The organism is Aurantivibrio plasticivorans (assembly GCF_055392955.1).
This window is the reverse complement of the sequence record NZ_AP036020.1, coordinates 4,321,315-4,345,315: the sequence shown is the minus strand read 5'-3', so window position 1 is coordinate 4,345,315 and position 24,001 is coordinate 4,321,315. Positions and strand designations below refer to the sequence as shown.

24 protein-coding genes are annotated in these 24,001 nt (G+C 46.4%); 18 read left to right on the top strand and 6 right to left on the bottom strand.

From position 1 onward, the window contains the following. The 13 genes from ACZ5NB_RS19610 to glmS all read left to right on the top strand — a co-directional run bounded on the left by ACZ5NB_RS19610 (window position 1) and on the right by glmS (window position 12,742). The gene (locus tag ACZ5NB_RS19610; protein WP_460232066.1) at window positions 1-948 is read left to right on the top strand and encodes a ParB/RepB/Spo0J family partition protein; all 948 of its coding nucleotides are present in this window, start codon (window positions 1-3) and stop codon (window positions 946-948) included. A gap of 312 nt (window positions 949-1,260) precedes the next feature. Next, complete coding sequence (locus ACZ5NB_RS19605; protein WP_460232065.1) at window positions 1,261-1,629, top strand: ATP synthase subunit I; 369 nt, start codon at window positions 1,261-1,263, stop codon at window positions 1,627-1,629. A 29-nt stretch (window positions 1,630-1,658) separates the two neighbouring features. Next, on the top strand, window positions 1,659-2,591 hold the full coding sequence (gene atpB / locus ACZ5NB_RS19600; RefSeq protein WP_460232063.1) for a F0F1 ATP synthase subunit A: 933 nt from the start codon (window positions 1,659-1,661) through the stop codon (window positions 2,589-2,591). Window positions 2,592-2,628: 37 nt separating this feature from the next. Further along, a complete protein-coding gene (gene atpE, locus ACZ5NB_RS19595) occupies window positions 2,629-2,865 on the top strand; it encodes a F0F1 ATP synthase subunit C (RefSeq protein WP_460232062.1) in 237 nt (78 codons plus the stop codon). Window positions 2,866-2,944: 79 nt separating this feature from the next. Further along, window positions 2,945-3,415, top strand: a complete 471-nt coding sequence (locus tag ACZ5NB_RS19590; RefSeq protein ID WP_460232061.1) for a F0F1 ATP synthase subunit B — start codon at window positions 2,945-2,947, stop codon at window positions 3,413-3,415. An 18-nt stretch (window positions 3,416-3,433) separates the two neighbouring features. Further along, window positions 3,434-3,970: a F0F1 ATP synthase subunit delta gene (locus ACZ5NB_RS19585; RefSeq protein ID WP_460232060.1), complete on the top strand. Its 537-nt coding sequence runs from the start codon at window positions 3,434-3,436 to the stop codon at window positions 3,968-3,970. Between the two features lie 16 nt (window positions 3,971-3,986). Beyond that, window positions 3,987-5,531, top strand: a complete 1,545-nt coding sequence (atpA, locus tag ACZ5NB_RS19580) for a F0F1 ATP synthase subunit alpha (protein ID WP_460232059.1) — start codon at window positions 3,987-3,989, stop codon at window positions 5,529-5,531. A 28-nt stretch (window positions 5,532-5,559) separates the two neighbouring features. After that, window positions 5,560-6,429, top strand: coding sequence for a F0F1 ATP synthase subunit gamma (gene atpG, locus ACZ5NB_RS19575; RefSeq protein ID WP_460232058.1), 870 nt, complete (start codon window positions 5,560-5,562; stop codon window positions 6,427-6,429). 62 nt (window positions 6,430-6,491) lie between these two features. Then, complete coding sequence (gene atpD / locus ACZ5NB_RS19570; RefSeq protein ID WP_460232057.1) at window positions 6,492-7,892, top strand: F0F1 ATP synthase subunit beta; 1,401 nt, start codon at window positions 6,492-6,494, stop codon at window positions 7,890-7,892. Window positions 7,893-7,970: 78 nt separating this feature from the next. Next, window positions 7,971-8,396 carry a F0F1 ATP synthase subunit epsilon gene (locus ACZ5NB_RS19565; RefSeq protein ID WP_460232056.1) on the top strand — a complete coding sequence of 142 codons (426 nt, stop codon included), beginning with the start codon at window positions 7,971-7,973 and terminating at the stop codon, window positions 8,394-8,396. A gap of 189 nt (window positions 8,397-8,585) precedes the next feature. Continuing rightward, window positions 8,586-9,950, top strand: coding sequence for a bifunctional UDP-N-acetylglucosamine diphosphorylase/glucosamine-1-phosphate N-acetyltransferase GlmU (gene glmU, locus ACZ5NB_RS19560; protein WP_460232055.1), 1,365 nt, complete (start codon window positions 8,586-8,588; stop codon window positions 9,948-9,950). 145 nt (window positions 9,951-10,095) lie between these two features. Further along, window positions 10,096-10,863 (top strand): DeoR/GlpR family DNA-binding transcription regulator, encoded by a 768-nt coding sequence (locus tag ACZ5NB_RS19555; RefSeq protein ID WP_460232054.1) that lies wholly within the window; start codon window positions 10,096-10,098, stop codon window positions 10,861-10,863. A 43-nt stretch (window positions 10,864-10,906) separates the two neighbouring features. Further along, window positions 10,907-12,742, top strand: coding sequence for a glutamine--fructose-6-phosphate transaminase (isomerizing) (gene glmS / locus ACZ5NB_RS19550; protein WP_460232053.1), 1,836 nt, complete (start codon window positions 10,907-10,909; stop codon window positions 12,740-12,742). 88 nt (window positions 12,743-12,830) lie between these two features. Here the strand turns inward: glmS and nhaA are convergent, their stop codons facing one another. From nhaA to ACZ5NB_RS19525, 5 genes are all read right to left on the bottom strand, one after another. Then, complete coding sequence (gene nhaA, locus ACZ5NB_RS19545; protein WP_460232052.1) at window positions 12,831-14,021, bottom strand: Na+/H+ antiporter NhaA; 1,191 nt, start codon at window positions 14,019-14,021, stop codon at window positions 12,831-12,833. A 216-nt stretch (window positions 14,022-14,237) separates the two neighbouring features. After that, window positions 14,238-14,696, bottom strand: coding sequence for a DUF4399 domain-containing protein (locus ACZ5NB_RS19540; protein ID WP_460232051.1), 459 nt, complete (start codon window positions 14,694-14,696; stop codon window positions 14,238-14,240). 30 nt (window positions 14,697-14,726) lie between these two features. Then, on the bottom strand, window positions 14,727-15,770 hold the full coding sequence (locus ACZ5NB_RS19535; protein ID WP_460232050.1) for a DUF4124 domain-containing protein: 1,044 nt from the start codon (window positions 15,768-15,770) through the stop codon (window positions 14,727-14,729). A gap of 105 nt (window positions 15,771-15,875) precedes the next feature. Further along, window positions 15,876-16,352, bottom strand: coding sequence for a GNAT family N-acetyltransferase (locus ACZ5NB_RS19530; protein WP_460232049.1), 477 nt, complete (start codon window positions 16,350-16,352; stop codon window positions 15,876-15,878). A 9-nt stretch (window positions 16,353-16,361) separates the two neighbouring features. Then, the gene (locus ACZ5NB_RS19525; RefSeq protein WP_464107784.1) at window positions 16,362-17,633 is read right to left on the bottom strand and encodes a dicarboxylate/amino acid:cation symporter; all 1,272 of its coding nucleotides are present in this window, start codon (window positions 17,631-17,633) and stop codon (window positions 16,362-16,364) included. A gap of 212 nt (window positions 17,634-17,845) precedes the next feature. Here ACZ5NB_RS19525 and ubiA point away from each other — a divergent pair, with 212 nt between their 5' ends. From ubiA to ACZ5NB_RS19505, 4 genes are all read left to right on the top strand, one after another. After that, entirely contained in the window at window positions 17,846-18,712 is an 867-nt protein-coding gene (ubiA, locus tag ACZ5NB_RS19520) for a 4-hydroxybenzoate octaprenyltransferase (RefSeq protein WP_460234989.1), read from the top strand. Window positions 18,713-18,808: 96 nt separating this feature from the next. Beyond that, window positions 18,809-19,513: a phosphate regulon transcriptional regulator PhoB gene (gene phoB, locus ACZ5NB_RS19515; protein ID WP_460234992.1), complete on the top strand. Its 705-nt coding sequence runs from the start codon at window positions 18,809-18,811 to the stop codon at window positions 19,511-19,513. Between the two features lie 81 nt (window positions 19,514-19,594). Then, entirely contained in the window at window positions 19,595-20,953 is a 1,359-nt protein-coding gene (gene phoR, locus ACZ5NB_RS19510; protein WP_460234988.1) for a phosphate regulon sensor histidine kinase PhoR, read from the top strand. Between the two features lie 103 nt (window positions 20,954-21,056). Beyond that, window positions 21,057-22,208 carry a GNAT family N-acetyltransferase gene (locus tag ACZ5NB_RS19505; RefSeq protein ID WP_460234987.1) on the top strand — a complete coding sequence of 384 codons (1,152 nt, stop codon included), beginning with the start codon at window positions 21,057-21,059 and terminating at the stop codon, window positions 22,206-22,208. Here ACZ5NB_RS19505 and ACZ5NB_RS19500 read toward each other — a convergent pair. Further along, window positions 22,189-23,205 (bottom strand): integron integrase, encoded by a 1,017-nt coding sequence (locus tag ACZ5NB_RS19500; protein WP_464107783.1) that lies wholly within the window; start codon window positions 23,203-23,205, stop codon window positions 22,189-22,191. The two genes, ACZ5NB_RS19505 and ACZ5NB_RS19500, sit on opposite strands and share 20 nt — an antisense overlap. Window positions 23,206-23,526: 321 nt before the next feature. On the opposite strand from ACZ5NB_RS19500, the gene ACZ5NB_RS19495 reads away from it, so the two are divergent. Next, window positions 23,527-23,904 carry a hypothetical protein gene (locus ACZ5NB_RS19495; RefSeq protein WP_464107782.1) on the top strand — a complete coding sequence of 126 codons (378 nt, stop codon included), beginning with the start codon at window positions 23,527-23,529 and terminating at the stop codon, window positions 23,902-23,904. Window positions 23,905-24,001 lie beyond the last annotated feature (97 nt).

Here is a 24,001-nt window from a genome sequence, read left to right as displayed (position 1 = left end):
ATGAAACGCAAAGGTTTGGGGCGAGGATTAGACGCATTACTGGGGGGGATCAACCAACCTGCCAACCCGGTACCTGTCACGGAAAACACCAATACTGAAACCTCAGACTCTCTATCTGAGCCTTCATCGGATGGCGAAGGGTTAAGTACCCCACCACTATCGAGTGATGGTTTATCCCATGTACCGTTAGAGTTAATCCAGCGCGGTAAATACCAGCCACGTCGTGATATGCAGCCAGAAGCCCTCGAAGAGCTGGCAGAATCGATCAAGGCGCAGGGCGTTATGCAACCGATTGTGTTGCGGCCAATTTCAGAATCGCGCTACGAAATTATCGCTGGTGAACGCCGGTGGAGAGCAGCGCAACAAGCTGGCTTGGATAAAATCCCGGCGGTTATCAAAGATGTGCCCGACGAAGCGGCCATCGCAATGGCGTTGATTGAAAATATCCAGCGCGAAGACCTCAACCCAATGGAAGAGGCGATTGCGCTGAAGCGCTTACAAGACGAATTCGAACTCACCCATCAAGAAGTTGCTGAAGCGGTAGGTAAATCTCGCACCACCGTAACCAATTTGCTTCGTTTAATTGCATTGCATGGTGAAGTGAAAAAGCTTCTCGAGCATGGCGATATCGAAATGGGGCATGCGCGTGCCCTGCTAACTTTGGATGACGATGAGCAGCGCGAGGTCGCTCGCGAAGTAGTTAACAAGGGCTTATCGGTTCGTCAAACTGAGGCGATGGTACGCCGTATTCAGCAACAAACCACCAAAGCTGTTCCCGCTGATAAGGTTGACCCTGATATCAAAAAGCTGGAAGAGAGCCTCGCCGAGCAGGTAGGTATTCCGGTGACCTTACAGCACAGCGCAAAAGGCAAAGGCAAGTTGACCTTCCGCTACAACAGTCTTGACGAATTGGACGGTATTCTAAAACGCCTCAATTACGAGGCTTAATGCTTTTCCCGTTCCTCATTTTCAATGCCGATCTGTGAAACACGATATAAGCGATACTTTCACATTCATCAAAAGTCCCTGATTTACGCCAGGTTTAGTGTAAAGTTGCGTGAAAAATATCACCCTGTATTACGCGAAGCAGGTTGATGCGCCAGGTTAATATCCCTATAATGCCCGCCGCTAAGTTGATTGGCCCAAAATCGTATTTGGGCTATCCGACTGCTAGCAGGTAGAGATTGCGTGCAATCAAATATCACCAACAGTAACTTCGCCAGTTAGGTCGTTTCCCGATCTGAGTAGCGGGCTAAGTCAATGCGACCACCCATTCTTTTGCGTCTGTTACTTTTGTGGCTATTGCTCGTCGCTGTTGCTGGCACATGTTTGCTGTTTGATACCTCGCTTGGATTGTCGCTGTTATGGGGCGGATCAGCGAGTCTTCTCCCTAGCCTTTGTTTCGCTTGGTACAGCTACCGCGCTCCGTGGGGGGCACGGCAGGCAGCGAACGCACTCAGCGCTATGTATCGCGCTGAAGCAATCAAATTTCTGTTTACCGTAGCAATCTTTGCTGCGGTGTTCATGCAAGCAAAAAAAGTGTATCCGTCAGTGGTTTTTCTGACGTTTGTTGGTGCGCAATTGTGCGCCTGGGTGGTTACGGCGAGAGCGTTTTACAGGCGTCGCTAGTAATTTCAATTATCGGTATAGAGAGCATCATGGCAGCGGAAGAGTACACTCCAAGTACTACTGAGTACATTCAGCACCACCTTACTAACTGGACCTACGGCAAGCTCCCTGCCGGCACTTATTGCGATGGCAAAGTGGTTCAAGAAACCACAGGTTGGACTGTTGCGCATTGCCCAGAAGAAATGGCCGCTATGGGGTTCAACGCAATTCACCTAGACTCTATGGCGTGGTCACTTGGTTTGGGTGCGTTGTTTATGGGTTTGTTTTGGTTGATGGCCAAAAAGGCTCACTCTGGCGTTCCTACTGGTTTTCTCAATTTTATTGAGATGGTTATCGAGTTTATCGATAAAACGGTTAAGGATGGCTTTAAGCATAAAAATGCGATGGTCGCGCCAATGGCTCTAACGATTTTCGTTTGGGTTTTATTGATGAATATTATGGATTTGGTTCCTGTTGACTGGATCCCGTCGCTCGCAGCTTGGATTGCAGGCGATCATCACTTCTACTTTAAAGTCGTACCCACTACAGACCCCAATATTACCTTGGGAATGGGTTTGACTGTCTTTATCTTTATGATCTTCTTCAGTGTTGTGAAAAAAGGCCCGCTAGGTTTTATCAAAGAGTTAACCTTGCACCCTTTCCACACTGGCAAGCTACCTGTTGATATCTTATTGATCCCTGCCAACTTGTTCTTGGAGTTGGTTGGTTTAATCGCGAAGCCTCTTTCTTTAGGTTTGCGATTGTTCGGAAACCTTTACGCGGCAGAAATGATCTTTGTTTTGATCGCCACTATGTTTTCGGCCGGCTTAGTTGTTGGCACCTTAGGTGGTGTACTGCAGTGGGGCTGGGCTGTCTTCCATATTCTTGTTATTCCAATTCAGGCATTTGTATTTACCGTATTGACCGTTGTTTATATGGCGATGGCTCATGAAGTGGAAGAAGAAGACCAGTTTAATCACTAACTTTTAATTATTATTTTTAAAACCGAGGAGAAATACCATGGGTTTAGCACTGATCTCTGTAGCACTATTGATTGGTTTAGGTGCTTTGGGTACCGCCATTGGCTTCGCCCTATTGGGTGGTAAGTTGTTGGAAGGTTCTGCCCGTCAGCCAGAATTAGCGCCAATGCTACAAGGTAAAATGTTCTTAATCGCTGGTTTGATCGACGCCGTTCCAATGATTGGTGTTGGTATCGCGATGTACATTCTGTTTGTTACTGTTCCTGGTTTGGCTTAATTGATTGTTGTAACACAATCAATTTTTACCATTTAAAGCCAAAAGGCGTTAACGCTTACACAAAACAGAGGTTTTCGGCGTGAACATTAATTTGACCTTAATAGGACAGTCCATCGCGTTCATTTTATTCGTGCTTTTCTGCATGAAGTTCGTGTGGCCGTTCATTACCGCTGCGATGGCCGAGCGTCAAAAGCGCATCGAAGATGGTTTGGCTGCCGCAGAAAAAGCGGATCAGGACCTAGAGTTGGCCAAAGAGCGATCCGCCAAAATCCTTCACGAAGCCAAAGAGCAAGCTGGCGAAATTGTGGAGTCTGCTAACAAGCGTGCTTCACAAATTATCGACGAAGCGAAGCAAAAAGCTATCGAAGAAGCTGATCGCCAAAAAGCAGCGGCGGAAGCGGATATTGAACAGCAAGTTAACCGTGCGAAAGAAGAATTGCGCGGTAAAGTGGCTGCGCTCAGTATTGCTGGAGCGGAGAAGGTTTTGCAATCGTCAATCGATCAAAATGCGCACAAGCAATTGATCGACTCGCTAGCTGCGCAACTGTAAAAAACTGTTGGAAACATTATGGCAGAACTAACCACATTAGCCCGACCTTATGCGAAAGCGGCATTTGAGTTTGCGCAAGGTGTTAATGCTTTGGAGCGTTGGTCAAACATGCTCACTACGGTTTCTACTGTAGTGATACAACCAGCGGTTGAGCAGTTTTTATCGTCTCCTGGTATTACGGCAGAAGCAAAGGCGAACAAAGTTGTTGATATTTGTGGTGACGATATCGACAACAAAGTTGCAAACTTTGTGCATTGTTTAGCCCACAACAAGCGATTGTTGTTGTTGCCACAAATCTTTCAGTTGTTTGAAACACTGAAAGACCAAAAGGAAGAGCAAGTATTTGTAGAACTTGTTTCTGCGCAAGAAATAGATGCGCAAAGCGAACAAACGCTTGCTGATGCCTTGAGTAAGAAACTCTCTCGTCAGGTTAACATTAAGTCCAGTGTGGACCCTGAATTAATGGCGGGCGTTATCATTAAAGCCGGTGACTTAATTATCGACGGCTCGATGCGCGGCCGGTTTGAAAAGCTCGCCAGAGCAATCAATTCGTAGGATTGAGGAAAAGAATATGCAGCAGCTGAATCCATCCGAGATTAGCGACGTAATCAAGCAGCGCATCGACCAACTCGATGTTGCTGTAGAAGCCCAAAACGAGGGCACAGTGGTATCCGTATCCGACGGTATCGTGCGTATTCACGGTCTGATGGACGTAATGTACGGTGAGATGATCGAGTTCGATGGCGACATCTACGGCATGGCGTTGAACTTGGAACGTGATTCGGTCGGTGCTGTTATTTTAGGTAGTGCAAAAGGCTTGGCAGAAGGTCAAAAAGCCCGTTGTACTGGCCGTATCCTCGAAGTACCTGTCGGAAACGAACTACTTGGTCGCGTAGTCGACTCACTGGGTAACCCGATCGACGGTAAAGGCCCTATCAATGCGGCACAAACTGACGCGGTAGAAAAAGTTGCACCTGGTGTAATCGCTCGTCAATCAGTTGATCAGCCAGTACAGATTGGTTTGAAAGCTGTGGATTCCATGGTGCCAATCGGTCGTGGTCAACGTGAGTTGATTATTGGTGACCGTCAGATCGGTAAAACAGCGATTGCGGTAGACGCCATCATTAACCAGAAAGATTCTGGCATTAAATGTATTTATGTTGCTGTTGGTCAGAAAGCCTCTTCGGTTGCTGCGGTTGTACGTAAGCTAGAAGAGCACGGCGCGATGGGTCACACCATTATCGTTGCGGCGACCGCCTCTGATGCGGCGTCTATGCAGTTCTTGGCTCCTTTCGCTGGTTGTTCAATGGGTGAATACTTCCGTGACCGTGGTGAAGACGCACTGATTATTTATGATGATCTAACCAAACAAGCTTGGGCTTATCGTCAAATCTCATTGCTATTGAAACGCCCTCCTGGTCGTGAAGCTTATCCTGGTGACGTTTTCTACTTGCATTCACGTCTACTTGAGCGCGCTGCTCGCGTAAATGCAGACTACGTTGAGAAATTCACCAATGGTGAAGTGAAAGGTAAAACCGGTTCACTCACTGCGCTGCCAATTATTGAAACTCAAGCGGGTGACGTTTCTGCGTTCGTACCAACCAACGTAATTTCGATTACCGATGGTCAGATCTTCCTCGAGACTGACATGTTTAACGCGGGTGTACGCCCAGCGATGAACGCAGGTATCTCGGTATCTCGTGTAGGTGGTTCTGCACAGACCCCAATTATTAAGAAATTATCAGGCGGTATTCGTACTGCACTTGCACAGTATCGTGAATTGGCGGCGTTCTCTCAGTTTGCTTCTGATCTTGATGAAGCAACAAAAGCTCAGTTGAACCACGGTGAGCGTGTGACTGAGTTGATGAAACAAACTCAATACGCACCACTATCTGTTGCAGAAATGGCTATTGTTATTTTTGCTGTGGATAAAGGTTACCTAAACGATATCGAAGTTAATAAAGTTGGCGCTTTTGAATCAGCGTTACTTGCCTACATGAACAGTGATCACGCTGACTTAATGGCAAAAATCAACAAAACCGGTGAGTACAGCGACGAAATTATCGACAGCTTTAAAGCAGCTCTAGAGAAATTTATCGCAACACAAACTTGGTAATTCATTCGATAATTATTGGTAACTAACTATGGCCGGCACGAAAGAAATTCGTACGAAAATTGGTAGCGTTAAATCAACGCAAAAAATTACCAGTGCCATGGAAATGGTGGCCGCAAGTAAGATGCGTAAAAGCCAAGATCGTATGAAACTGGGCAAGCCTTATGCTGCTCGCATTCGTGCGGTCGTTGGTCATCTTGCAAATGCAAACTCTGAGTACCAACACACTTACCTCACTGAGCGTGAAACAGTTAAGCGTGTTGGCTACATTGTTATTTCCAGTGACCGTGGTCTCTGTGGTGGTTTAAACATCAATTTGTTTAAAGCCACTGTAAAAGCCATGAAAGAGTGGAATGACAAAGGTGTTAGTGCTGATGTTTGCGCGGTAGGTAATAAAGCCGTTGATTTCTTTAAGAACTTTGGTGGCAACGTCGTTGCGGTTTTACGTGACGTGGGCGAAGAGCCATCTGCTGCTGATTTAATCGGTAGCGTAAAAGTTATGCTAGATCGCTTCGCGAGTGAAGAGATCGATAAAGTTTTCATCGTGTATAACGAATTTGTTAATACCATGACACAAGAGCCCACAGTTCGACAACTGTTACCTCTTGAAGCGGATGAAGACGAAAAGCTACAACACATCTGGGATTACATTTACGAGCCTGATGCAGAAACATTGTTAGAAGGTTTATTAACGCGCTATATCGAATCCCAAGTTTATCAGGGTGTTGTGGAAAACAAAGCTTGTGAACAAGCGGCGAAAATGATCGCTATGAAAGCGGCAACTGACAATGCTGGCGCGCTGATCGATGAATTAGAATTGATCTACAACAAAGCTCGTCAAGCGGCAATTACCCAAGAGATTTCTGAGATTGTTGGTGGTGCTGCGGCTATTTCCTCCTAACCTAGCCGGCGACGTTAATCACAGAATTGAACGAATTTTTAAGAATTTAAGAGGAACCTGAGATGAGTAGCGGACATATCGTACAAATTATTGGTGCGGTTATTGACGTTGAATTTCCACGCGACGCAGTGCCTGAAGTTTACGAAGCACTAACCGTTAGCGATAAAGGTTTGACGTTGGAAGTTCAACAGCAATTAGGCGACGGTGTTGTACGTACAATTGCCATGGGTTCTTCTGAAGGTTTGAGCCGTGGATTGAGCGTTGAAGCCACTAATGCACCGATTTCTGTACCAGTTGGTTTAGAAACTCTTGGTCGCATCATGGACGTATTGGGTAACCCAATCGACGAATGTGGTCCTATCGGTGAAAAAGAGCGTGCTTCTATTCACCGTGATGCCCCTGCATACGACGAGCTTTCATCTTCAGCCGAGCTATTAGAAACCGGTATTAAAGTTATCGACTTGGTATGCCCGTTCGCTAAGGGTGGTAAAGTTGGTCTGTTCGGTGGTGCGGGTGTTGGTAAAACCGTAAACATGATGGAACTGATTAACAACATCGCTACTGAGCACAGCGGTTTGTCTGTATTCGCAGGTGTTGGTGAGCGTACTCGTGAGGGTAATGACTTCTACCACGAGATGCAGGAAGCCGGCGTTGTTAACGTTGAAGAGTTCTCAAAATCTAAAGTGGCCATGGTTTACGGTCAGATGAATGAGCCACCCGGTAACCGTCTTCGCGTTGCATTGACTGGTTTGACCATGGCTGAAAAATTCCGTGACGAAGGTCGTGACGTTCTACTGTTCGTTGATAACATCTATCGTTACACACTTGCGGGAACGGAAGTATCTGCACTTCTCGGCCGTATGCCTTCTGCGGTAGGTTATCAGCCTACGCTTGCTGAAGAAATGGGTGTACTCCAAGAGCGCATTACTTCAACGAAGATTGGTTCTATTACCTCTATCCAAGCGGTATATGTACCAGCGGATGACTTAACGGATCCGTCGCCTGCAACAACGTTTGCTCACTTGGATTCAACTGTAACGCTAAGCCGTGATATCGCAGCAAAAGGTATTTACCCTGCGGTGGATCCATTGGATTCAACGTCACGTCAACTTGATCCATTAATCATTGGTCAAGAGCATTATGATACTGCGCGTGGTGTACAAACCGTATTGCAGCGTTATAAAGAACTTAAAGACATCATTGCTATCTTGGGTATGGACGAGCTGTCAGAAGAAGATAAGCAAGTTGTTTATCGCGCACGTAAAATTGAGCGATTCTTATCACAGCCTTTCCACGTAGCTGAAGTATTCACTGGTTCACCTGGTAAATACTGCTCGTTGAAAGACACCATCGCTGGCTTTAAGGCGATTCTGAGTGGTGAGTTGGACGATATGCCTGAGCAGGCTTTCTACATGGTTGGTACCATCGAAGAAGCCAAAGAAAAAGCAAAATCAATGAAGTAACGCTTCATTGATTTGCCGCTCCGGCGGTCTCAAAGAGCTAGTAGTTTAACGACCCCAAATCGTACGAGATAATACAAGATGGCTATGACAGTACACTGCGACATTGTCAGTGCAGAAGAAGAGATTTTCTCTGGCCTAGTAGAAATGGTAGTCGCCCAGGGCACACAAGGTGAGCTTGGCGTTTCATACGGTCACGCGCCGCTAATCACAGGTGTTGAACCTGGCCCTGTGCGAATCAAAAAGCAAGGCGGCGAAGTAGAGATCTACTATCTATCTGGTGGTTACTTGGAAGTGCAGCCTTACCGCATTTCCATTTTGGCGGATACTGCACTTCGTGCTGATGATATGGACGAAGCGGCAGCGATGGAAGCCAAGAAAGAAGCTGAAGATGCATTGCTTAATCAAACAGGCGAGTTTAATTACTCCAAGGCCGCGGCACAGCTCGCGGAAGCTGCAGCTCAGCTTCGAACAATTCAGCAAATACGAAAAAAAGCGGGTAAATAACCCGCTTTTTTTTCCTCTCGAATTCAGTCGATTCCGACAAAATACGTTCTGCCAGTATTAAGCGATAATTCCCACACTCCGTCGTTTTTACACGGAAAGTTAACGGTCTATTCGTTACTATTTAGCACTTAACCGTTTTGTACTTAAAATATTTGGATTGCGATCTACTTGAATAGGAAGCGCCCCGCTATGCTTAACATTGTTGTTCTTGCGGCCGGAAAAGGCACGCGAATGAAATCCTCTCTTCCAAAAGTTTTGCACCCAGTTGCTGGTAAACCTTTGCTAGGGCACGTGTTGGATACTAGTAGAGAGCTAGCGTCAGGTGAAACCATCAATGTAGTTATTGGCCACGGTGCGGAATTGGTAGAAGAACGACTAGCTGCTGATGACATCCGCTTTATTATGCAAGCAGAACAACTGGGCACCGGCCACGCCGTCCAACAAGCCCTTCCCTACTTTGATGCTGAAGCTACCGTGCTGATTTTGTACGGCGATGTGCCACTAATAAAGAGGGAAACACTAGATTCACTAGTGTCTAAAGTCTCTGAACAATCTCTCGGCTTGTTAACCCTCAACCTCGAGAACCCAACGGGTTATGGTCGTATAGAACGCAATGATGATGGCGATGTGATTGCCATCGTAGAGCAAAAAGATGCTAACGAGGCGCAGTTAAGAATCAACGAGGTCAACACCGGTGTCATGGCTGTTTTCGGTAAACACCTTCAAGAATGGCTTCCAAAGCTCTCAAACGACAATGCCCAAGGTGAATATTACCTTACGGATATTATTGCCCTCGCCCAACAATCTGGAATCGCTATTGAGACGGAGCAGCCTAACGCCGAATGGGAAGTGCTTGGTGTGAACAACCGTGCTCAGCAGGCTGAGCTCGAGCGATTCTACCAACAAGATCGAGCACAACAGCTAATGACAGACGGCCTTACTCTGCTTGACCCTAATCGATTTGATGTGCGCGGTTCATTGTCTGTTGGGCAAGATGTCGTGATTGACGTGAACTGTGTTTTTGAAGGCGAAGTGACTCTAGGAAATGGCGTTTCAATTGGACCAAACTGTGTAATCAAAAACGCCACTATTGGTGATAATAGTACCGTTAAAGCCCACAGCATGTTAGAAGACGCTAACCTGGCAGCTCAATGTGAAGTTGGGCCATATGCGCGATTACGTCCAGGTGCCACCTTAAAGGACGGTGCCAAGGTGGGTAACTTTGTCGAAATCAAAAAGACCACAATGGGGGTTGGCAGCAAAGCTAACCACCTGACCTATCTGGGTGACGCAACAATCGGCGATGGCGTTAACATTGGCGCAGGTACCATTACCTGTAATTACGATGGTGTCAATAAGTTTCAAACCGAAATATCTGACGGAGCCTTTATAGGCTCAAACACAGCATTAGTTGCCCCAGTAAAAGTAGGCACTAACGCTACGGTCGGTGCTGGATCAACAGTTAACAGCGACGTACCGGACAAACACCTCGCTGTGGCACGGTCGAAACAACGTAATATTGATGGATGGCAACGCCCCGAGAAAAAGAAATAACCCAGCGAATAACTAACGCTTTACCGTGAATACAGGCGAGCCAGGGGGTTTAAGAAGTAATGAACCCACCTGTCACCTTTCTATTTTCATTTTAGTTTCGTTTTGTTAGAGTATCTTTCGTTTTGAAAGATAGTAAGCCTGCTCGATGACTAAACGAAACACCCAACAACGCCGACGCTCTATCGTTGAATGCCTGAACCGGGATGGTGAAGTGAGCGTTGAAATGCTAGCCACTCAATTCTCTACGTCGGAAGTCACGATTCGAAAAGACCTTGCTGCACTTGAAACCAACGGTTTGTTATTGCGCCGCTACGGTGGCGCAGTGCCTATCCCAAAGGAAATGAATGATCCGGCTAAATACGATCGTTCCAGCGATACCAAGCGTGCGATTGCTAAAGCGGCAGCCGAGCTTATACGGGACCACAATCGCATTATCATTGATAGCGGCAGCACCACGACAGCAGCACTGATTCCTGAGCTTTCCAGTAAACAAGGGCTAGTCGTAATGACCAACTCGATTGCTATCGCCGCGTCCATTCGCGAGCTTGAAAACGAGCCAACTATCTTGATGACAGGTGGTACTTGGGATCCCAAATCAGAAGGTTTCCAAGGTCAGTTAGCGGAACAGGTGTTGCGATCTTACAATTTTGACCAGTTATTTATTGGTGCAGATGGACTTGATTTGGAGCGTGGCACTACAACTTTTAACGAGCTATTTACTTTAAGTGGCGTTATGGCAGAAGTATCTCGTGATGTCATCGTCATGGCCGAATCCGAAAAAATTTCACGCAAAATACATAACGTCGAACTACCGTGGACATCTGTCCAAACGTTAGTGACTGATACCGGGATTACTAAAGAGTCAATTGACCGATTAAAAGCGCATCAAGTTGAAGTGATTTGCGCTGAATAACCGGATTAAAAATTTGAACACATACAGTTAAACGGAGAACACTATGTGTGGCATTGTTGGCGCTGTTGCGCAACGTAACATTACAAAAATTTTGATCGAAGGCCTCAAGCGCCTTGAATATCGTGGATACGATTCTGCTGGAATTGCAGTACTCAATAAAGAAGGCGAGCTTCAAGTTCTTAAGGCTGTGGGCAAAGTTAGTGAGTTGCAAACGGCTATCGACAATTCACCGACAAAGGGTGGTGTTGGTATTGCTCATACACGTTGGGCAACTCACGGCAAACCCAGTGAGGTGAATGCGCACCCTCACATTTCCGCTAAAAGTGATGTTGCCGTCGTCCACAACGGCATTATCGAAAACTATTTGGAATTGCGACAGCAGTTAGAAAGCGAGGGAATTTCTTTTCGATCAGAAACAGATTCGGAAGTACTCGCACACTTAATCCGCAAACTGTTAGATCAAGGTGAAACATTACTCAGTGCTGTTCAAAAAACCACAAAGCTGTGTGAAGGCGCGTACGGTATTGCCGTGACCGCAGTAAACGAACCTCAGCGTTTAGTTGTTGCACGTAGTGGTAGTCCACTTGTGATTGGTGTTGGTATCGATGAAAACTTCATTGCGTCAGACCAGCTCGCTTTACGCCAGGTAACAGACCGCTTTGTTTACTTAGAAGAAGGTGATATCGCTGATATCACCTTGGAAAACTACACCATCTATGAACCCAATGGTGAGCCAGTTGAACGAGAGGTTGTACAATTAACCGATAGCGTTGAAGCGGCAGAACGTGGTCAATATCGTCACTACATGATGAAAGAAATTCACGAGCAACCGAGCGTCATCGCCAATACATTAAACGGTCGTATTGGTAAAACCCGTGTCTTGGAAGAATCGTTTGGTACCAATGCAGCTGAAATTTTTGAAAAAGTCGAGCACGTCCAAATCGTAGCGTGCGGGACTTCTTATCACTCAGGTTTAGTTGCTAAGTATTGGCTAGAAGATTGGGCAGGCCTGCCCTGCTCTATCGAAGTCGCCAGTGAGTTTCGCTACCGCAAAACGGTGACGCCCAAGAACTGCTTGTTTGTTACCATCTCTCAATCCGGTGAAACAGCCGATACCTTAGAAGCATTACGTGTCTGTAAAGCGTCGGGTTACATGGCGAGTTTGACTATCTGTAATGTCGCCAACAGTTCGTTGGTTCGTGAGTCAGATTTACGCTTAATGACGTTGGCTGGGCCAGAAATTGGTGTTGCGTCGACAAAAGCTTTTACGACGCAGCTAGTAGCGCTGCAATTGTTAGCTATCGTACTAGGGCGTCGTCACGCTGTTAGCGCAGAACTGGAAGAAAAAATGGTAACAGCACTTCACCAATTGCCCGAGCTTTGCGAAGAAGTAATAAAACTCGATCAAGCGATTGAATTAGTCAGTGAAGATTTTGCGGATAAGCACCACGCGTTATTTTTGGGCCGGGGTGTGGAATATCCTATCGCTATGGAAGGTGCACTTAAACTTAAAGAAATATCCTATATCCACGCAGAAGCCTACCCTGCAGGTGAGTTAAAACACGGTCCTCTCGCTCTTGTCGATGCGGATATGCCAATTGTGGCCGTTGCACCGAGTAATGATCTCCTAGAAAAAGTGAAATCTAACCTCCAAGAGGTGCGAGCACGAGGTGGTAAGTTGTTTGTGTTTGCAGACGAAGCAGCAGGCTTTACAAATGATGAACAAACCAAAGTTGTTCAATTACCTCATGTACCTCAAAGCGTTGCGCCAATCGTCAATACAATTCCTTTACAACTCCTGTCTTACTATGTGGCAATCCTGAAGGGTACTGATGTCGATCAGCCGAGAAATTTAGCTAAATCAGTTACCGTTGAGTAGCGAAAAGCCCAGTATTAAAAAGCCGCAACAAGTGCAGCTTTTTAATACTGGATGGTGAGATGGTGATTTTGGATGTAGCTAACGTAAACTAACTACTTTCATTGGGTTTTAGCGTTAAGCGTAGAATGCTATAGCCTAATATACCTGACAGCAGCGACCCAAATAGTATGCCCAAGCGTTCGTCAAAAAACTGATTAACACCGGTTTGTTCAAACGCTAAACCAGAAATAAACAAGCTCATTGTAAAGCCGATACCGCACAGTGCGGATATACCGTAGAGCCCACTCCACCGCATACCTTTAGGCAATTCCGCGAACCCGAGTTTAATTGCCAGCCAGCAGCAACCAAAAACACCGATTTGCTTACCTATGAAGAGGCCTGCAGCGATACCGAGAGGTATCGGATGAAGAAGGCTGTCGATTCCCATACCGATAAAACTCACACCGGCATTTGCGAAAGCAAAAATGGGAAGAATTAAAAATGAAACAGCGGGCGCTAGACTATGCTCGAGCTCTTTAAGTGGTGACTTGTAGGTAAACTTAGATTTGTGAGGAATAAACATGGCCAACGCGACACCGGCCAAAGTGGCATGAACACCGGACTTTAAGAGAGACACCCACATAACAAGGCCAATCAACAGAAAGATACTGGTATCTGCGACTTGTTTCCGATTGAGAACAAATAGCACACAGCAACACAGCGCGGCGAAAGCTAGAGCGGTCAATGAGATGTTGTCGGTGTAAAATAGCGCGATTATGACCACCGCTCCAACATCATCAAAAATCGCCAGCGACGCCAAAAATATTTTGAAGGTTACAGGTACTCTAGAGCCAAGGATAACCAATACGCCTAATGCGAAAGCGATATCTGTAGCGGCGGGAATAGCCCAGCCTTGCAATGCGAAAGCACTATCACTATTCAAGGCGTAGTAGCAAAGCGCTGGAACAAACATACCACCAAACGCACCTGCCAGGGGCAGGGCTATTTTTCGTCGGTCCGACAATTCCCCTTCGAGTAATTCATACTTTAATTCGAGCCCGACCATTAAGAAAAAGATCGCCATCAAGCCATCATTAATCCAAAGTAACAAAGGTTTATTAATCTCAAAGGTACCGACTTGAATAGCGACGGGGGTATCAATTAACAAATCGTAATAAGGATATAACGGAGTGTTAGCCACAATGATAGCGATTGCTGCTGACACCATGAGCAGTATACCGGGGGCTGAATCTTGTTTTAGAAACCGGGAAAGCATGTTCTCAGAAGAACTGTTTATCATTGAATTGTGGACTCCAATAAGAATAGAAAAAGTTTAGATACTAAGAATAATATACGGTTCCGTGAAGACCAAGGATCAACACAGAATTTGGTTAAAAGTCGATTCAAAGGTAGAAAGAGGAGACCCGTGAAATAACCCTAGACTATGATTAGCTATTTCACGTGACGGATGATTAGTAGAGATCAATTGAGTCTTCTCAACGTAGATCTCTAAAAACTACTTAACGGTAATCGTAATCTTTTCTGAAAGCACCGGCTTATCGTGGGGTTTATGGATATGATCGCCCAGTAGTAGCTGCAACGTATGGGTGCCCGGTTCAAGTGTCAGCATGGTTTCAGTTTGGCCACCGCCGAAATGTTTAACTTGGTCTGTGGAAGGTAGAGATTGTGAAACGTCAGGTAGTTCTTCCAAGTTAATCAATAAATGATGGTGACCTGTATTGTCTTTTACGACGCCTGCGGGTGCCACGCCCATTCCCGAAAGGCCGAATACGATTTTGACGGGTGAAGTTACTGTATCGCCATTTTGTGGGGTCACAAAATACACCTTAGCCCCTTCTGGCGCTTTCGATGTTTCTGCCAGTGTGACGCAGGAAAAAGTAGCCATTGTGCTAGCGAAAAGACCAATGAAAAAACGGCGTGAGACAACGATTGTTTTTCTCTTAACTCGTAGCATGTAAACCTCCTTGATTAGTGATTAAATGGTTTAAAGAAAACTGCTAAGTGCTTCCTCGGCTTTGGGTTGAAGTGCAGACACATCGGCACCAATGCCATTCACGCGATAGAGTTGTATCGCTGATGACGCGCCATGTTCCTGTGTGAGCTGGCGCATCTCGCTTACCCAGCGCTGCGCATTGCTAACACTGTTAGCATTTTTAGCCCAAGTATGCTCGGCGATCTCGGCATGTGCCGCGAGGGTATCTTTGTCATCTGCACCTACAATGACTGCGGTATTGACATGGCTCGCTGCCAACCATGCGTTGACATCGAGCTCAACTTTGACGATATTTTTTTCCTTCTTGCCTGGCCACGCCGCCATGCGATATCTAGCCGCCATGCCATTCGGCCATTGAACATCCTCATAGGGAAATGCAAACCAATCGGGTTTCACTAACACAGCCCCGTTAACTTTCTCTGGGTGCACGATAACGAACCGGTTCACAAACTGTGCGCCACCTTCTAAACCGACCATGTAAAACTGCTTTTCAAAGCCGCGAATATTCTCTTGGTAATACGCCAGTATTTGTAGGACAAACTGGTCCGCATTGACATATCGTCCAAAAAGACCGCGATAGCCAAATTGATGTGGGCCGTCTGTTTTAACGCCAAAGTTAGCATCGAAAAAAACAGGGGCAACCAGCAGCATGCCGTGTTGTTCCGCAAAAGGTAGCCACTTACTAACGATATTTGCGACCGACTGTGATTCTGGTAAACGTTCGTCTAGTTGACCGTGGGCTAACACTAAGATAGGTCCACCAACTTTAAAGCTTTTCGCACGGTACTGAACAAACTCACCACCTTCAACTTTGCGCAGTACCGCTTGACCACGACTTGCTTGAAATTCCTTTTGTATCTTGGCAGCCCGCTCACGCTGCGCTACTGAGCTACCCGCCTCTGGCATAATTTTGGGGGGTGGTGTATCGGAGTAGTGAACGTGGCCACGACTGTCGGTCCAACGATAGATTTCTGCGATTGTCTTCGCGTTATAGACCAAGGAAAGGAGGATGAAAATACCGATGAGGAGTCGCATAGCGAAAATGGCCTTCATAAAGACGAATATGATGTGAGAACTCAATAATAGCAAATGCTAGCGTTAATTGGCGGTACCTCAATCGAGTCTGTTCACTGGCGTGAGCTAACCATGATGACATTGATTTTGTACGCCAATCTGTTTTTCGAAAATAAAGACCTCACCTAGGGGTGTTACCCGAGATTCGACAGGCTGGAACCCCGCCTTATGATAGACGCTAATGGCCCGCGAATTGTCGACTAAAACATCGAGCCATAGGCGAGTAGCGGGTAAATAAGTAATGACGTAGTCTTCAATCGCCACCATTGCGAGCTGGCCAATACCTTGGTTTGGAGTCTTGACCACGATTCGACGAAGCTCGACGGTTTGCCGGGCGGCACTATAGACCAAGCAGGCAAACCCTAGCTGGCCGTCACTCTGGGTATCAATAATATTTAGATACAGGACTCCCGGCTTGCAGCGCTCGGCCAGATGCTCTTGTGTCGAATAGGGCTCAATGTAAGCATCGTAGCCACTAGATGTCTCTAGTTCTGCATAACTCGCGCAGTCTCGAATGCTGCCTTTTACAACCGCAATGTGCACAACATTACCTTAAGTGAGTTTGGTCTCTTCGCCTTCCGAGCGGCCAATGACTACCGCACAACAACTATCACTAAATACATTGACTGAGGTACGCATCATATCGAGCAAGCGATCGGTTACCATCAATAAACCGACTAACTCCAGAGGCAAATCCAATACCGTCATGATGACCATGATAGCGACCAAGCTAGCAGCCGGAATACCGGCTACTCCAATGGATGTGAGCAGCGCTATAATCACGACGATAAATTGCGTAGCAAACGATAAATCTCCCCCGTAAGCTTGAGCGATAAAAATGACCGCCACGCATTCATATAATGCGGTGCCATCCATATTGATAGTCGCGCCTAATGGTAAACAAAATGATGTCGTACGATTTGATACCCCGGCATTTTTTTCAACGCATTCCATCGTCAGCGGCAATGTACCCGACGAGCTGGCGGTCGAAAATGCGGTAAGCATTGCTGGTGACATTGCGCGAAAATGTTTTATTGGATTAACGCGGGCAATAAATTTTAGTATTAACGGCATGGTGACAAACATGTGTAGTGCCAGCGCGATAACCACGGTGACAAAAAACCAACCCATGATTTTTACTGCATCAAAACCGGTATTTGCAATGGTTTTCGCAACCAACCCAAATACACCAATGGGTGCAAACTTCATAATAAACAGTGTCACAGCCATCATGGTTTCGAATACGGCTTGCCAAAAATTGTGCAGTGTTGTGCGCAACTCGGGTTTCAGTCGCGTCATGTAATAACCAAATAATAAGCCAAAAAAGATAATGCCAAGCATCTGCCCTTCAGCAGCGGCGCTAACAATATTGGGTGGCACCATGCGGACAAAGACTTCGACAATATCGCCGGTACCTCGCCCATCGGCGCGAGCAATTTCTTTGGCGACTTCATCGGCAGGCACCAGGGTTAATTGATCACCCGCTGGCTGCCCGTCGATGACACCGGGCTGCATAATATTCACAACGGCTAAGCCTACAAGAATCGCCAGTAAGCTCGATATCATGTAAAACGCGAGGGTTTTTCCACCGAGGCGGCCAATATTGCCATCGCTCCCCATACCCGCGACACCGCAGATAATGGATGAAAAGACTAAGGGCACAATGATCATCTTTAAACCATTGAGAAACATGGTGCCAACAAAATTGAAAACACTATAGGTTGATACACCGAGTACCTGCGTCGACTGATCGGTGAGGCCGCCAGCGATAAATGCGAGAACGATGGCCCCTAAGATTTGCCAGTGCAACGGGATACTTTTCATGGACACTCCAACGCGTAAAAATCGAATGACGGCTTAAAATCGGTAACAAGCAATAGGGTCGACCTTAGGGCAAGCACGTAAATTTCACAAGTCTAGCCAGCCAATGTCCCTAAAATGGTATAGTGCCGCGATACATCGTCGTGATTATTGCTTCAACAAGCGCGACGATGTATCGCGCAAGAAGAATAACCACACAGAAACCACAACAACTTATGACCACGCTAACTCAAAAAATAAACCCGTATTGGCGATTAATGCGTTTTGATCGCCCTATCGGCACACTGTTATTACTGTGGCCTACGCTATGGAGCTTGTGGATTGCTGCGGGTGGTTTGCCGTCGATTAAAAACCTGGTGATCTTCGTGGTGGGCACTATTATTATGCGCGCCGCTGGTTGCGTGATTAATGACTACGCCGATCGCCATTTTGATGGCCACGTCGAACGCACACAACATCGCCCCCTGGCAAAAAAAGAAGTCTCTGAAAAAGCGGCTTTAACACTCTTTGCCGTGCTATGCCTGCTCGCGTTTGGCTTGGTTCTCCTGACTAACTCGTTAACTATTAAGCTTTCATTGGGTGGGGTGGCGCTCGCCATTTGCTACCCATTTATGAAGCGACACACGTACTTACCGCAAGTTGTTCTAGGCGCAGCCTTTTCCTGGGCTATCGTCATGGCTTTTGCTGCCGAGCGCGGAGAGCTGCCGCCAGAGGTATGGCTAATTTATACCGCCAATTTATTGTGGACTGTGGTGTATGACACCTTCTATGCCATGGTCGATCGGCGCGATGACCTTAAAGTAGGGATTAAATCTACCGCCATTCTGTTTGGGACAAATGACCGCGCCATAACCGCAGGCTTGCAGCTACTAACCTGCTTTGCGCTGCTTCTAGTGGGCCAGCGCTTTGAGATGGGAATCGCCTATTTCGTTGGGGTTGGTTTGGCCGCGCTATTATTTTGGTATCAACAATGGTTGATAAAGTTTCGCAACCGCAACGACTGTTTCAGAGCATTCCTCAACAACAACTGGGTTGGTGCCGTCATTTTTGCTGGAATCGCAGTGGATTTTGCGTTGGGCTAAGCAAATTCCCGGCGTTGTCATAAACTTGTAACCATCTCTTTATTAAATGGTAGGCTGACAATGACTAGTACACTGACCAGTAATACAGGCGACGTTATGCCCGATAAAACCATTCTAATTGTTGACGACGAAGCAGCCATTCGTGACATGCTCCGTGCTGCGCTGGAAATGGCTAGCTACCGCTGTTTGGAAGCAGAGAATGCCCAAGACGCACACAGCCTAATCGTTGATGAAGCTCCCGACCTCATTCTTCTTGACTGGATGCTACCCCAAACCAGTGGCATCGAGCTTGCGAGGCGCTTAAAGCGAGACGAAGTGACCGCTAACATTCCGATTATCATGCTGACGGCGAAAGGTGAAGAAGACAACAAAGTGCAAGGCTTGGAAACCGGAGCGGATGACTACATCACCAAACCCTTCTCCCCTCGTGAGCTTGTCGCACGCTTAAAAGCCGTATTGCGGCGTATCGATACCCCCGAAAAGCAAGACCCGCTGTGGGTAGATGGCCTCTGCCTGGATCCGGTTAGCCACCGCGTCACCATCAACTCTCGCCCCGTCGATATTGGCCCTACCGAGTACCGTCTGCTGGAATTCTTTCTCACCCACCAAGAGCGTGTCTACAGCCGATCACAGCTGTTAGATCACGTATGGGGTGGCAATGTCTATGTTGAAGAGCGCACGGTTGATGTCCACATCCGCCGCCTGCGCAAGGCGTTGCAGCAAGATGGCCACGAGCGTTATGTACAAACCGTGCGTGGGGCTGGCTATCGATTTTCAACGCAACTGCCTGAAACTGCCTAAAACTAATACAATAGAGTCCAAGGGAGGGGGTGATCCGCGTTTCTTAATGCAAAAGATCACTCAGCTATTGCAACCTCCCCAATGCGAACTAAGATTGCGGCTTTACTCAATTATTTAAGGCAGAACGTTTTGCACAGAGGGTTTAGCGCCGAGCTTCAGCGCGTATGCATTTTTACCGCCGTCGGTGTGGTAGTTGGCTTAATTATTGGCGAACTCGCCTGGACACTGATTGCCATTGGTGGCCTCTATATGGGCTGGACGCTGTGGCAAATTCGACGATTGGATCGCTGGTTAACTGCCCGCGAGCCGGGTCTACCACCGGATGCCAGCGGAATCTGGGGCGATATCTTTGACCGCATCTACCACCTCCAAAAGCGTCAAGGCCGTGAAAAGAAGCGCCTGCAATCTGTTATCAACCGGGTTGAAGATACCACCGCTGCCCTACCCGATGCCGTTGTGCTGCTTGACCCCAAAGGTGAAATCAGCTGGTGGAACGACAACGCGAGCCAGTTGCTCTCCTTACAGCCAATCGACAAAGATCAACCGTTGACGCACATTCTGCGTAACCCCGCGTTTATTCGCTATTTCGAAAAAGGTGATTACAAAGAACCCATCAACATCAGCGCACCAAGTAATGATGCTATTAAGCTGCAAATTCAAATTACGCGGTATGGCCAAGGCGAGCGCTTGATCGTGGTGCGTGATGTCACACGTTTATTTAAGCTAGAGCAAATACGCAAAGACTTCGTTGCCAACGTATCGCACGAACTCCGAACACCGCTAACGGTTATCAAAGGCTATTTGGAAACCTTAGGGGATTTTCTCAGCAGCGAGCGCGCGGAAAGTATTGCATCGACCTGGGTAAAACCCATCGCGCAAATGCAACAACAATGTAATCGCATGACACTGCTGATCAACGACTTAATTACCTTGTCGCGACTAGAAACCGAAGACCGCGATGCAAACCAAACCGCGGTATCTGTTAGAGCACTAGTGAATAATGTACGCAGCGAAGCGGAAGCGGTAGCAGGAGATGATTACAACATCAGCGTCGATTGTGAATGCGACGATGCGATTACTGGTATACAAAAAGAATTACACAGTGCGGTATCCAACCTCGTCATTAACGCCGTTAAATATTCACCCAAGGGTAGTGACATCAATATCCATGCGTACCGCGACGATAAAGGCTGTTACATAGCCGTCACCGATAACGGTATCGGTATTGACCCCATTCATATCCCTCGCCTTACCGAGCGTTTTTACCGTGTCGATACCAGTCGCTCGATAAATACCGGGGGAACCGGGCTTGGCTTGGCTATCGTTAAACACATCTTACTTCGTCATGATGCCCAGCTTCACATAGACAGTGAGCTTAACAAAGGTTCGACGTTTACCTGTCACTTTCCGATATCGCGCATCGCTCGCGAAGCCGCATAAACCCTGAGAAATAAGTGAATATCGTGTAGATTAGACGCGTAGCGCCAATGATGTGCAATTGAATCGAGGCGCTTTCGTTAAACACCGGGTTGTAGGAATAATCATGGCCAAATGGCAGCACTGCTTTGTTGATAGTATTTCTGCTATTGGGGCACAACAGTGGCAAACGCTTTTTGGCCAAGACTCAGTGTTTCTACGCTATGAATTCTTGCACGCTCTTGAACACAGTGGTTGCACCACAAAAGAAGCGGGTTGGCAGCCTCATCACCTTCAGATCATCGACAACAACACGACGGTTGCCATTGTCCCGATGTATATCAAAACAGACTCCTACGGAGAATATGTATTTGATTGGTCGTGGGCCGATGCTTATCATCGCTATGGTATCCCCTACTACCCGAAACTTGTCACCGCTATTCCATTTACACCGGCCACAGGAACACGCTGGGCCAAACTTCCGTCGGTGGATGACGCACACCTCATTAGCTATATCAGCACAGCAATTAACGCAGAAATAAAGTGCTTAAACGCATCGTCATGGCACTGCCTATTCCCCAATCAAGACCAATCCAATGTATTGCGTGAGCACAATACGCTTCAGCGCATTGGTTGCCAGTATCATTGGATAAACAACCATTACGCAAACTTTGATGATTTTTTAACGACCTTTAATTCGCGCAAACGCAAAAACCTCAAAAAAGAACGCGCCCGAGTAAAGGAACAAGGCGTAACGCTCTTGCGAAAAACTGGCGATGAAATTACAGAGCAAGAATGGGAAACGTTCTATCGTTTTTATCACTACACCTACTTAAAACGCAGCGGACGGCAGGGATACCTCAACAAAACGTTTTTTAAATCACTTTCCGATAATCTCAATGATGCGGTTATGATGGTAGTTGCTGAAAAAAATGCAGACATAATAGCGGCTTCACTATTCTTCTATGATGACACAACACTGTATGGCCGATATTGGGGGTGTGAACAAGAACAAGAATTTTTGCACTTTGAGGCCTGCTACTACCAGGGTATCGAATTCGCTATTGAGCGAGGGCTAAAACGATTTGACCCCGGCGCTCAGGGTGAGCACAAAATTCAACGCGGCTTTACACCCACCCTCACCTACTCCAATCACACCATTGCGAACGAACAATTTCGAGAGGCCATTGCTCGCTTTATAGAGGAAGAAACACAACAAGTGCAACGGTATTGCGAACACGCGAAAACGTACTTACCTTTTAAGCAGCTTGATACATAGCGCGCGGCGCTTCAATTTTATCCAGAGGGCTAATAACTCCCTTGCCACCACGATTAACCACATGTGTATAAATCTCCGTAGTGGCAACATCCGAGTGCCCTAGTAACTCTTGGATTGTGCGAATATCATAGCCAGATTCAAGAAGGTGTGTGGCAAAGCTATGTCGAAGACTATGCGTCTTAGCTGGTTTATTTATTCCACTTAACCGAACAGCATTTCGAAAAGCTTTTTGCATCGACGTGGGGTGTAAGTGGTGGCGCCTCAGAACGCCAGAACGTGGATCAGGCCCTACTCTTGAAGAAGGGAATACAAACTGCCACATTAAATGTTTACTTTGCGCGGGATATTTCCGTGCTAGAGCATCGGGCATATATACTTCGCCAAAACCGTCTGCTAAATCTTGTTTATGCAACACGTCTACGAGCGCAATCTGTCTTTGCAAATGCGGTACAAGTTTTAGTGGTAATATGGTCGATCGATCCTTACCTCCTTTGCCAGAACGAACAATTACATTCTGTCGTTCAATATCAATGTCTTTGACTCGTAGAGATAAACATTCTGCTAACCGCAATCCTCCCCCATACATAACATTCGCAATCAACCAATGAGATCTACGTAAATTATCAAAGATACGCTTAAGTTCATCGCGAGTGTAAACAACCGGTAAGTGTTGATGTTGCCGGGCTGGCGTGAAATTTAAACCAGAAATATCAATATTGAAAAAACGATTATATAAATAACTAAGGGAATTTAACGCGATCTTTTGCGTGTTAACTGAGCAAGAACGTTCGATAGACAAAAAAGATAGAAACCTGTGAATATCTTCCTTGCCAAGATCTTTGGGATGCCTCTTCCCTGAATAGTTGATGTAGCGACGAATCCAAAGGATATAGGTTTTTTCAGTGGTATACGCTAATCCGGATTGCCGCATATGGTAGCGTAATTGATCTAAGAACCTATTAGAACGAGCGGACACTGGTACCTTAACGTCATCCATAAGCAACTCCTTATGCTGTATTTATAAACAGTATATGGTTATACAAGAGAGACAGCAAGACCAAACTCTGCAGCCTTGGCTGCGAAACACGGAAGAAATTTTTTAACCAGTTGTTTTCATTGAATTTTTTGTTCTTCTTTTCCCGGCTGCGAAACCAGATACCGACAGACAAGTCTGCTTTTTATCTTGGCGCGATAATCCACATTGTCTATAAGTGTTTGTTTTTACGAGAAATTAAGGTTTAAATAGCCACTTTAAAAAATAAATTCGCAGAACCGAGATATGAAGAATAGGTCTGCAGAATAAAACTGTTATGTGCGCATGATTATTCGAATATTGGCATTATTCACAACGATTTCGCTTCTAGGTTGCTCTACTTATGAGGTAGTACAACTTAGCGATTATCGCACTCAAATCGTTGGTACATGGAAAGAGAAAGCAAAATATTCAACTGTATTCGATATACACGCAGATGGGACTTTTGTAGAGCACTATCCACATATGGGTGGCTGTGTCGTATTTGATCCTAGCTACGGAAAATGGGAGTTGCGCAACTCTACATTGGTACTGTCTTATGAAAATAAATCTAGTAGTAGCAATTTTGAAACCACATATAAAATAAAGCAGCTTTGGAGTGAGGCTCTTCTATTTGAGTACCCAAATCAAAAGCAGGCAAAATTTAGGCGGGTTCACGAGTAACCAAAATGCACATAACAAACACGCGCAGCGTGCCGCAAAAAGACGCGGCGGGACTGCCTACACTTCGTTTCGGCAGCCCCTGGCGTGGGCGTTAGCT

What these genes read in the sequence shown, in the direction of transcription:
- glmS (WP_460232053.1), top strand. Translation starts at nt 10,907, where the DNA reads ATGTGTGGCATTGTTGGCGCTGTTGCGCAACGTAACATTACAAAAATT.
- ACZ5NB_RS19610 (WP_460232066.1), top strand. Translation starts at nt 1, where the DNA reads ATGAAACGCAAAGGTTTGGGGCGAGGATTAGACGCATTACTGGGGGGG.
- ACZ5NB_RS19540 (WP_460232051.1), bottom strand. Translation starts at nt 14,696, where the DNA reads ATGCTACGAGTTAAGAGAAAAACAATCGTTGTCTCACGCCGTTTTTTC.
- ACZ5NB_RS19535 (WP_460232050.1), bottom strand. Translation starts at nt 15,770, where the DNA reads ATGCGACTCCTCATCGGTATTTTCATCCTCCTTTCCTTGGTCTATAAC.
- ACZ5NB_RS19505 (WP_460234987.1), top strand. Translation starts at nt 21,057, where the DNA reads ATGGCCAAATGGCAGCACTGCTTTGTTGATAGTATTTCTGCTATTGGG.
- atpG (WP_460232058.1), top strand. Translation starts at nt 5,560, where the DNA reads ATGGCCGGCACGAAAGAAATTCGTACGAAAATTGGTAGCGTTAAATCA.
- ACZ5NB_RS19500 (WP_464107783.1), bottom strand. Translation starts at nt 23,205, where the DNA reads ATGGATGACGTTAAGGTACCAGTGTCCGCTCGTTCTAATAGGTTCTTA.
- ACZ5NB_RS19525 (WP_464107784.1), bottom strand. Translation starts at nt 17,633, where the DNA reads ATGAAAAGTATCCCGTTGCACTGGCAAATCTTAGGGGCCATCGTTCTC.
- ACZ5NB_RS19555 (WP_460232054.1), top strand. Translation starts at nt 10,096, where the DNA reads ATGACTAAACGAAACACCCAACAACGCCGACGCTCTATCGTTGAATGC.
- ACZ5NB_RS19495 (WP_464107782.1), top strand. Translation starts at nt 23,527, where the DNA reads ATGATTATTCGAATATTGGCATTATTCACAACGATTTCGCTTCTAGGT.
- ACZ5NB_RS19565 (WP_460232056.1), top strand. Translation starts at nt 7,971, where the DNA reads ATGGCTATGACAGTACACTGCGACATTGTCAGTGCAGAAGAAGAGATT.
- glmU (WP_460232055.1), top strand. Translation starts at nt 8,586, where the DNA reads ATGCTTAACATTGTTGTTCTTGCGGCCGGAAAAGGCACGCGAATGAAA.
- atpB (WP_460232063.1), top strand. Translation starts at nt 1,659, where the DNA reads ATGGCAGCGGAAGAGTACACTCCAAGTACTACTGAGTACATTCAGCAC.
- atpA (WP_460232059.1), top strand. Translation starts at nt 3,987, where the DNA reads ATGCAGCAGCTGAATCCATCCGAGATTAGCGACGTAATCAAGCAGCGC.
- nhaA (WP_460232052.1), bottom strand. Translation starts at nt 14,021, where the DNA reads ATGATAAACAGTTCTTCTGAGAACATGCTTTCCCGGTTTCTAAAACAA.
- ubiA (WP_460234989.1), top strand. Translation starts at nt 17,846, where the DNA reads ATGACCACGCTAACTCAAAAAATAAACCCGTATTGGCGATTAATGCGT.
- ACZ5NB_RS19585 (WP_460232060.1), top strand. Translation starts at nt 3,434, where the DNA reads ATGGCAGAACTAACCACATTAGCCCGACCTTATGCGAAAGCGGCATTT.
- phoB (WP_460234992.1), top strand. Translation starts at nt 18,809, where the DNA reads ATGCCCGATAAAACCATTCTAATTGTTGACGACGAAGCAGCCATTCGT.
- atpE (WP_460232062.1), top strand. Translation starts at nt 2,629, where the DNA reads ATGGGTTTAGCACTGATCTCTGTAGCACTATTGATTGGTTTAGGTGCT.
- phoR (WP_460234988.1), top strand. Translation starts at nt 19,595, where the DNA reads ATGCGAACTAAGATTGCGGCTTTACTCAATTATTTAAGGCAGAACGTT.
- ACZ5NB_RS19605 (WP_460232065.1), top strand. Translation starts at nt 1,261, where the DNA reads ATGCGACCACCCATTCTTTTGCGTCTGTTACTTTTGTGGCTATTGCTC.
- atpD (WP_460232057.1), top strand. Translation starts at nt 6,492, where the DNA reads ATGAGTAGCGGACATATCGTACAAATTATTGGTGCGGTTATTGACGTT.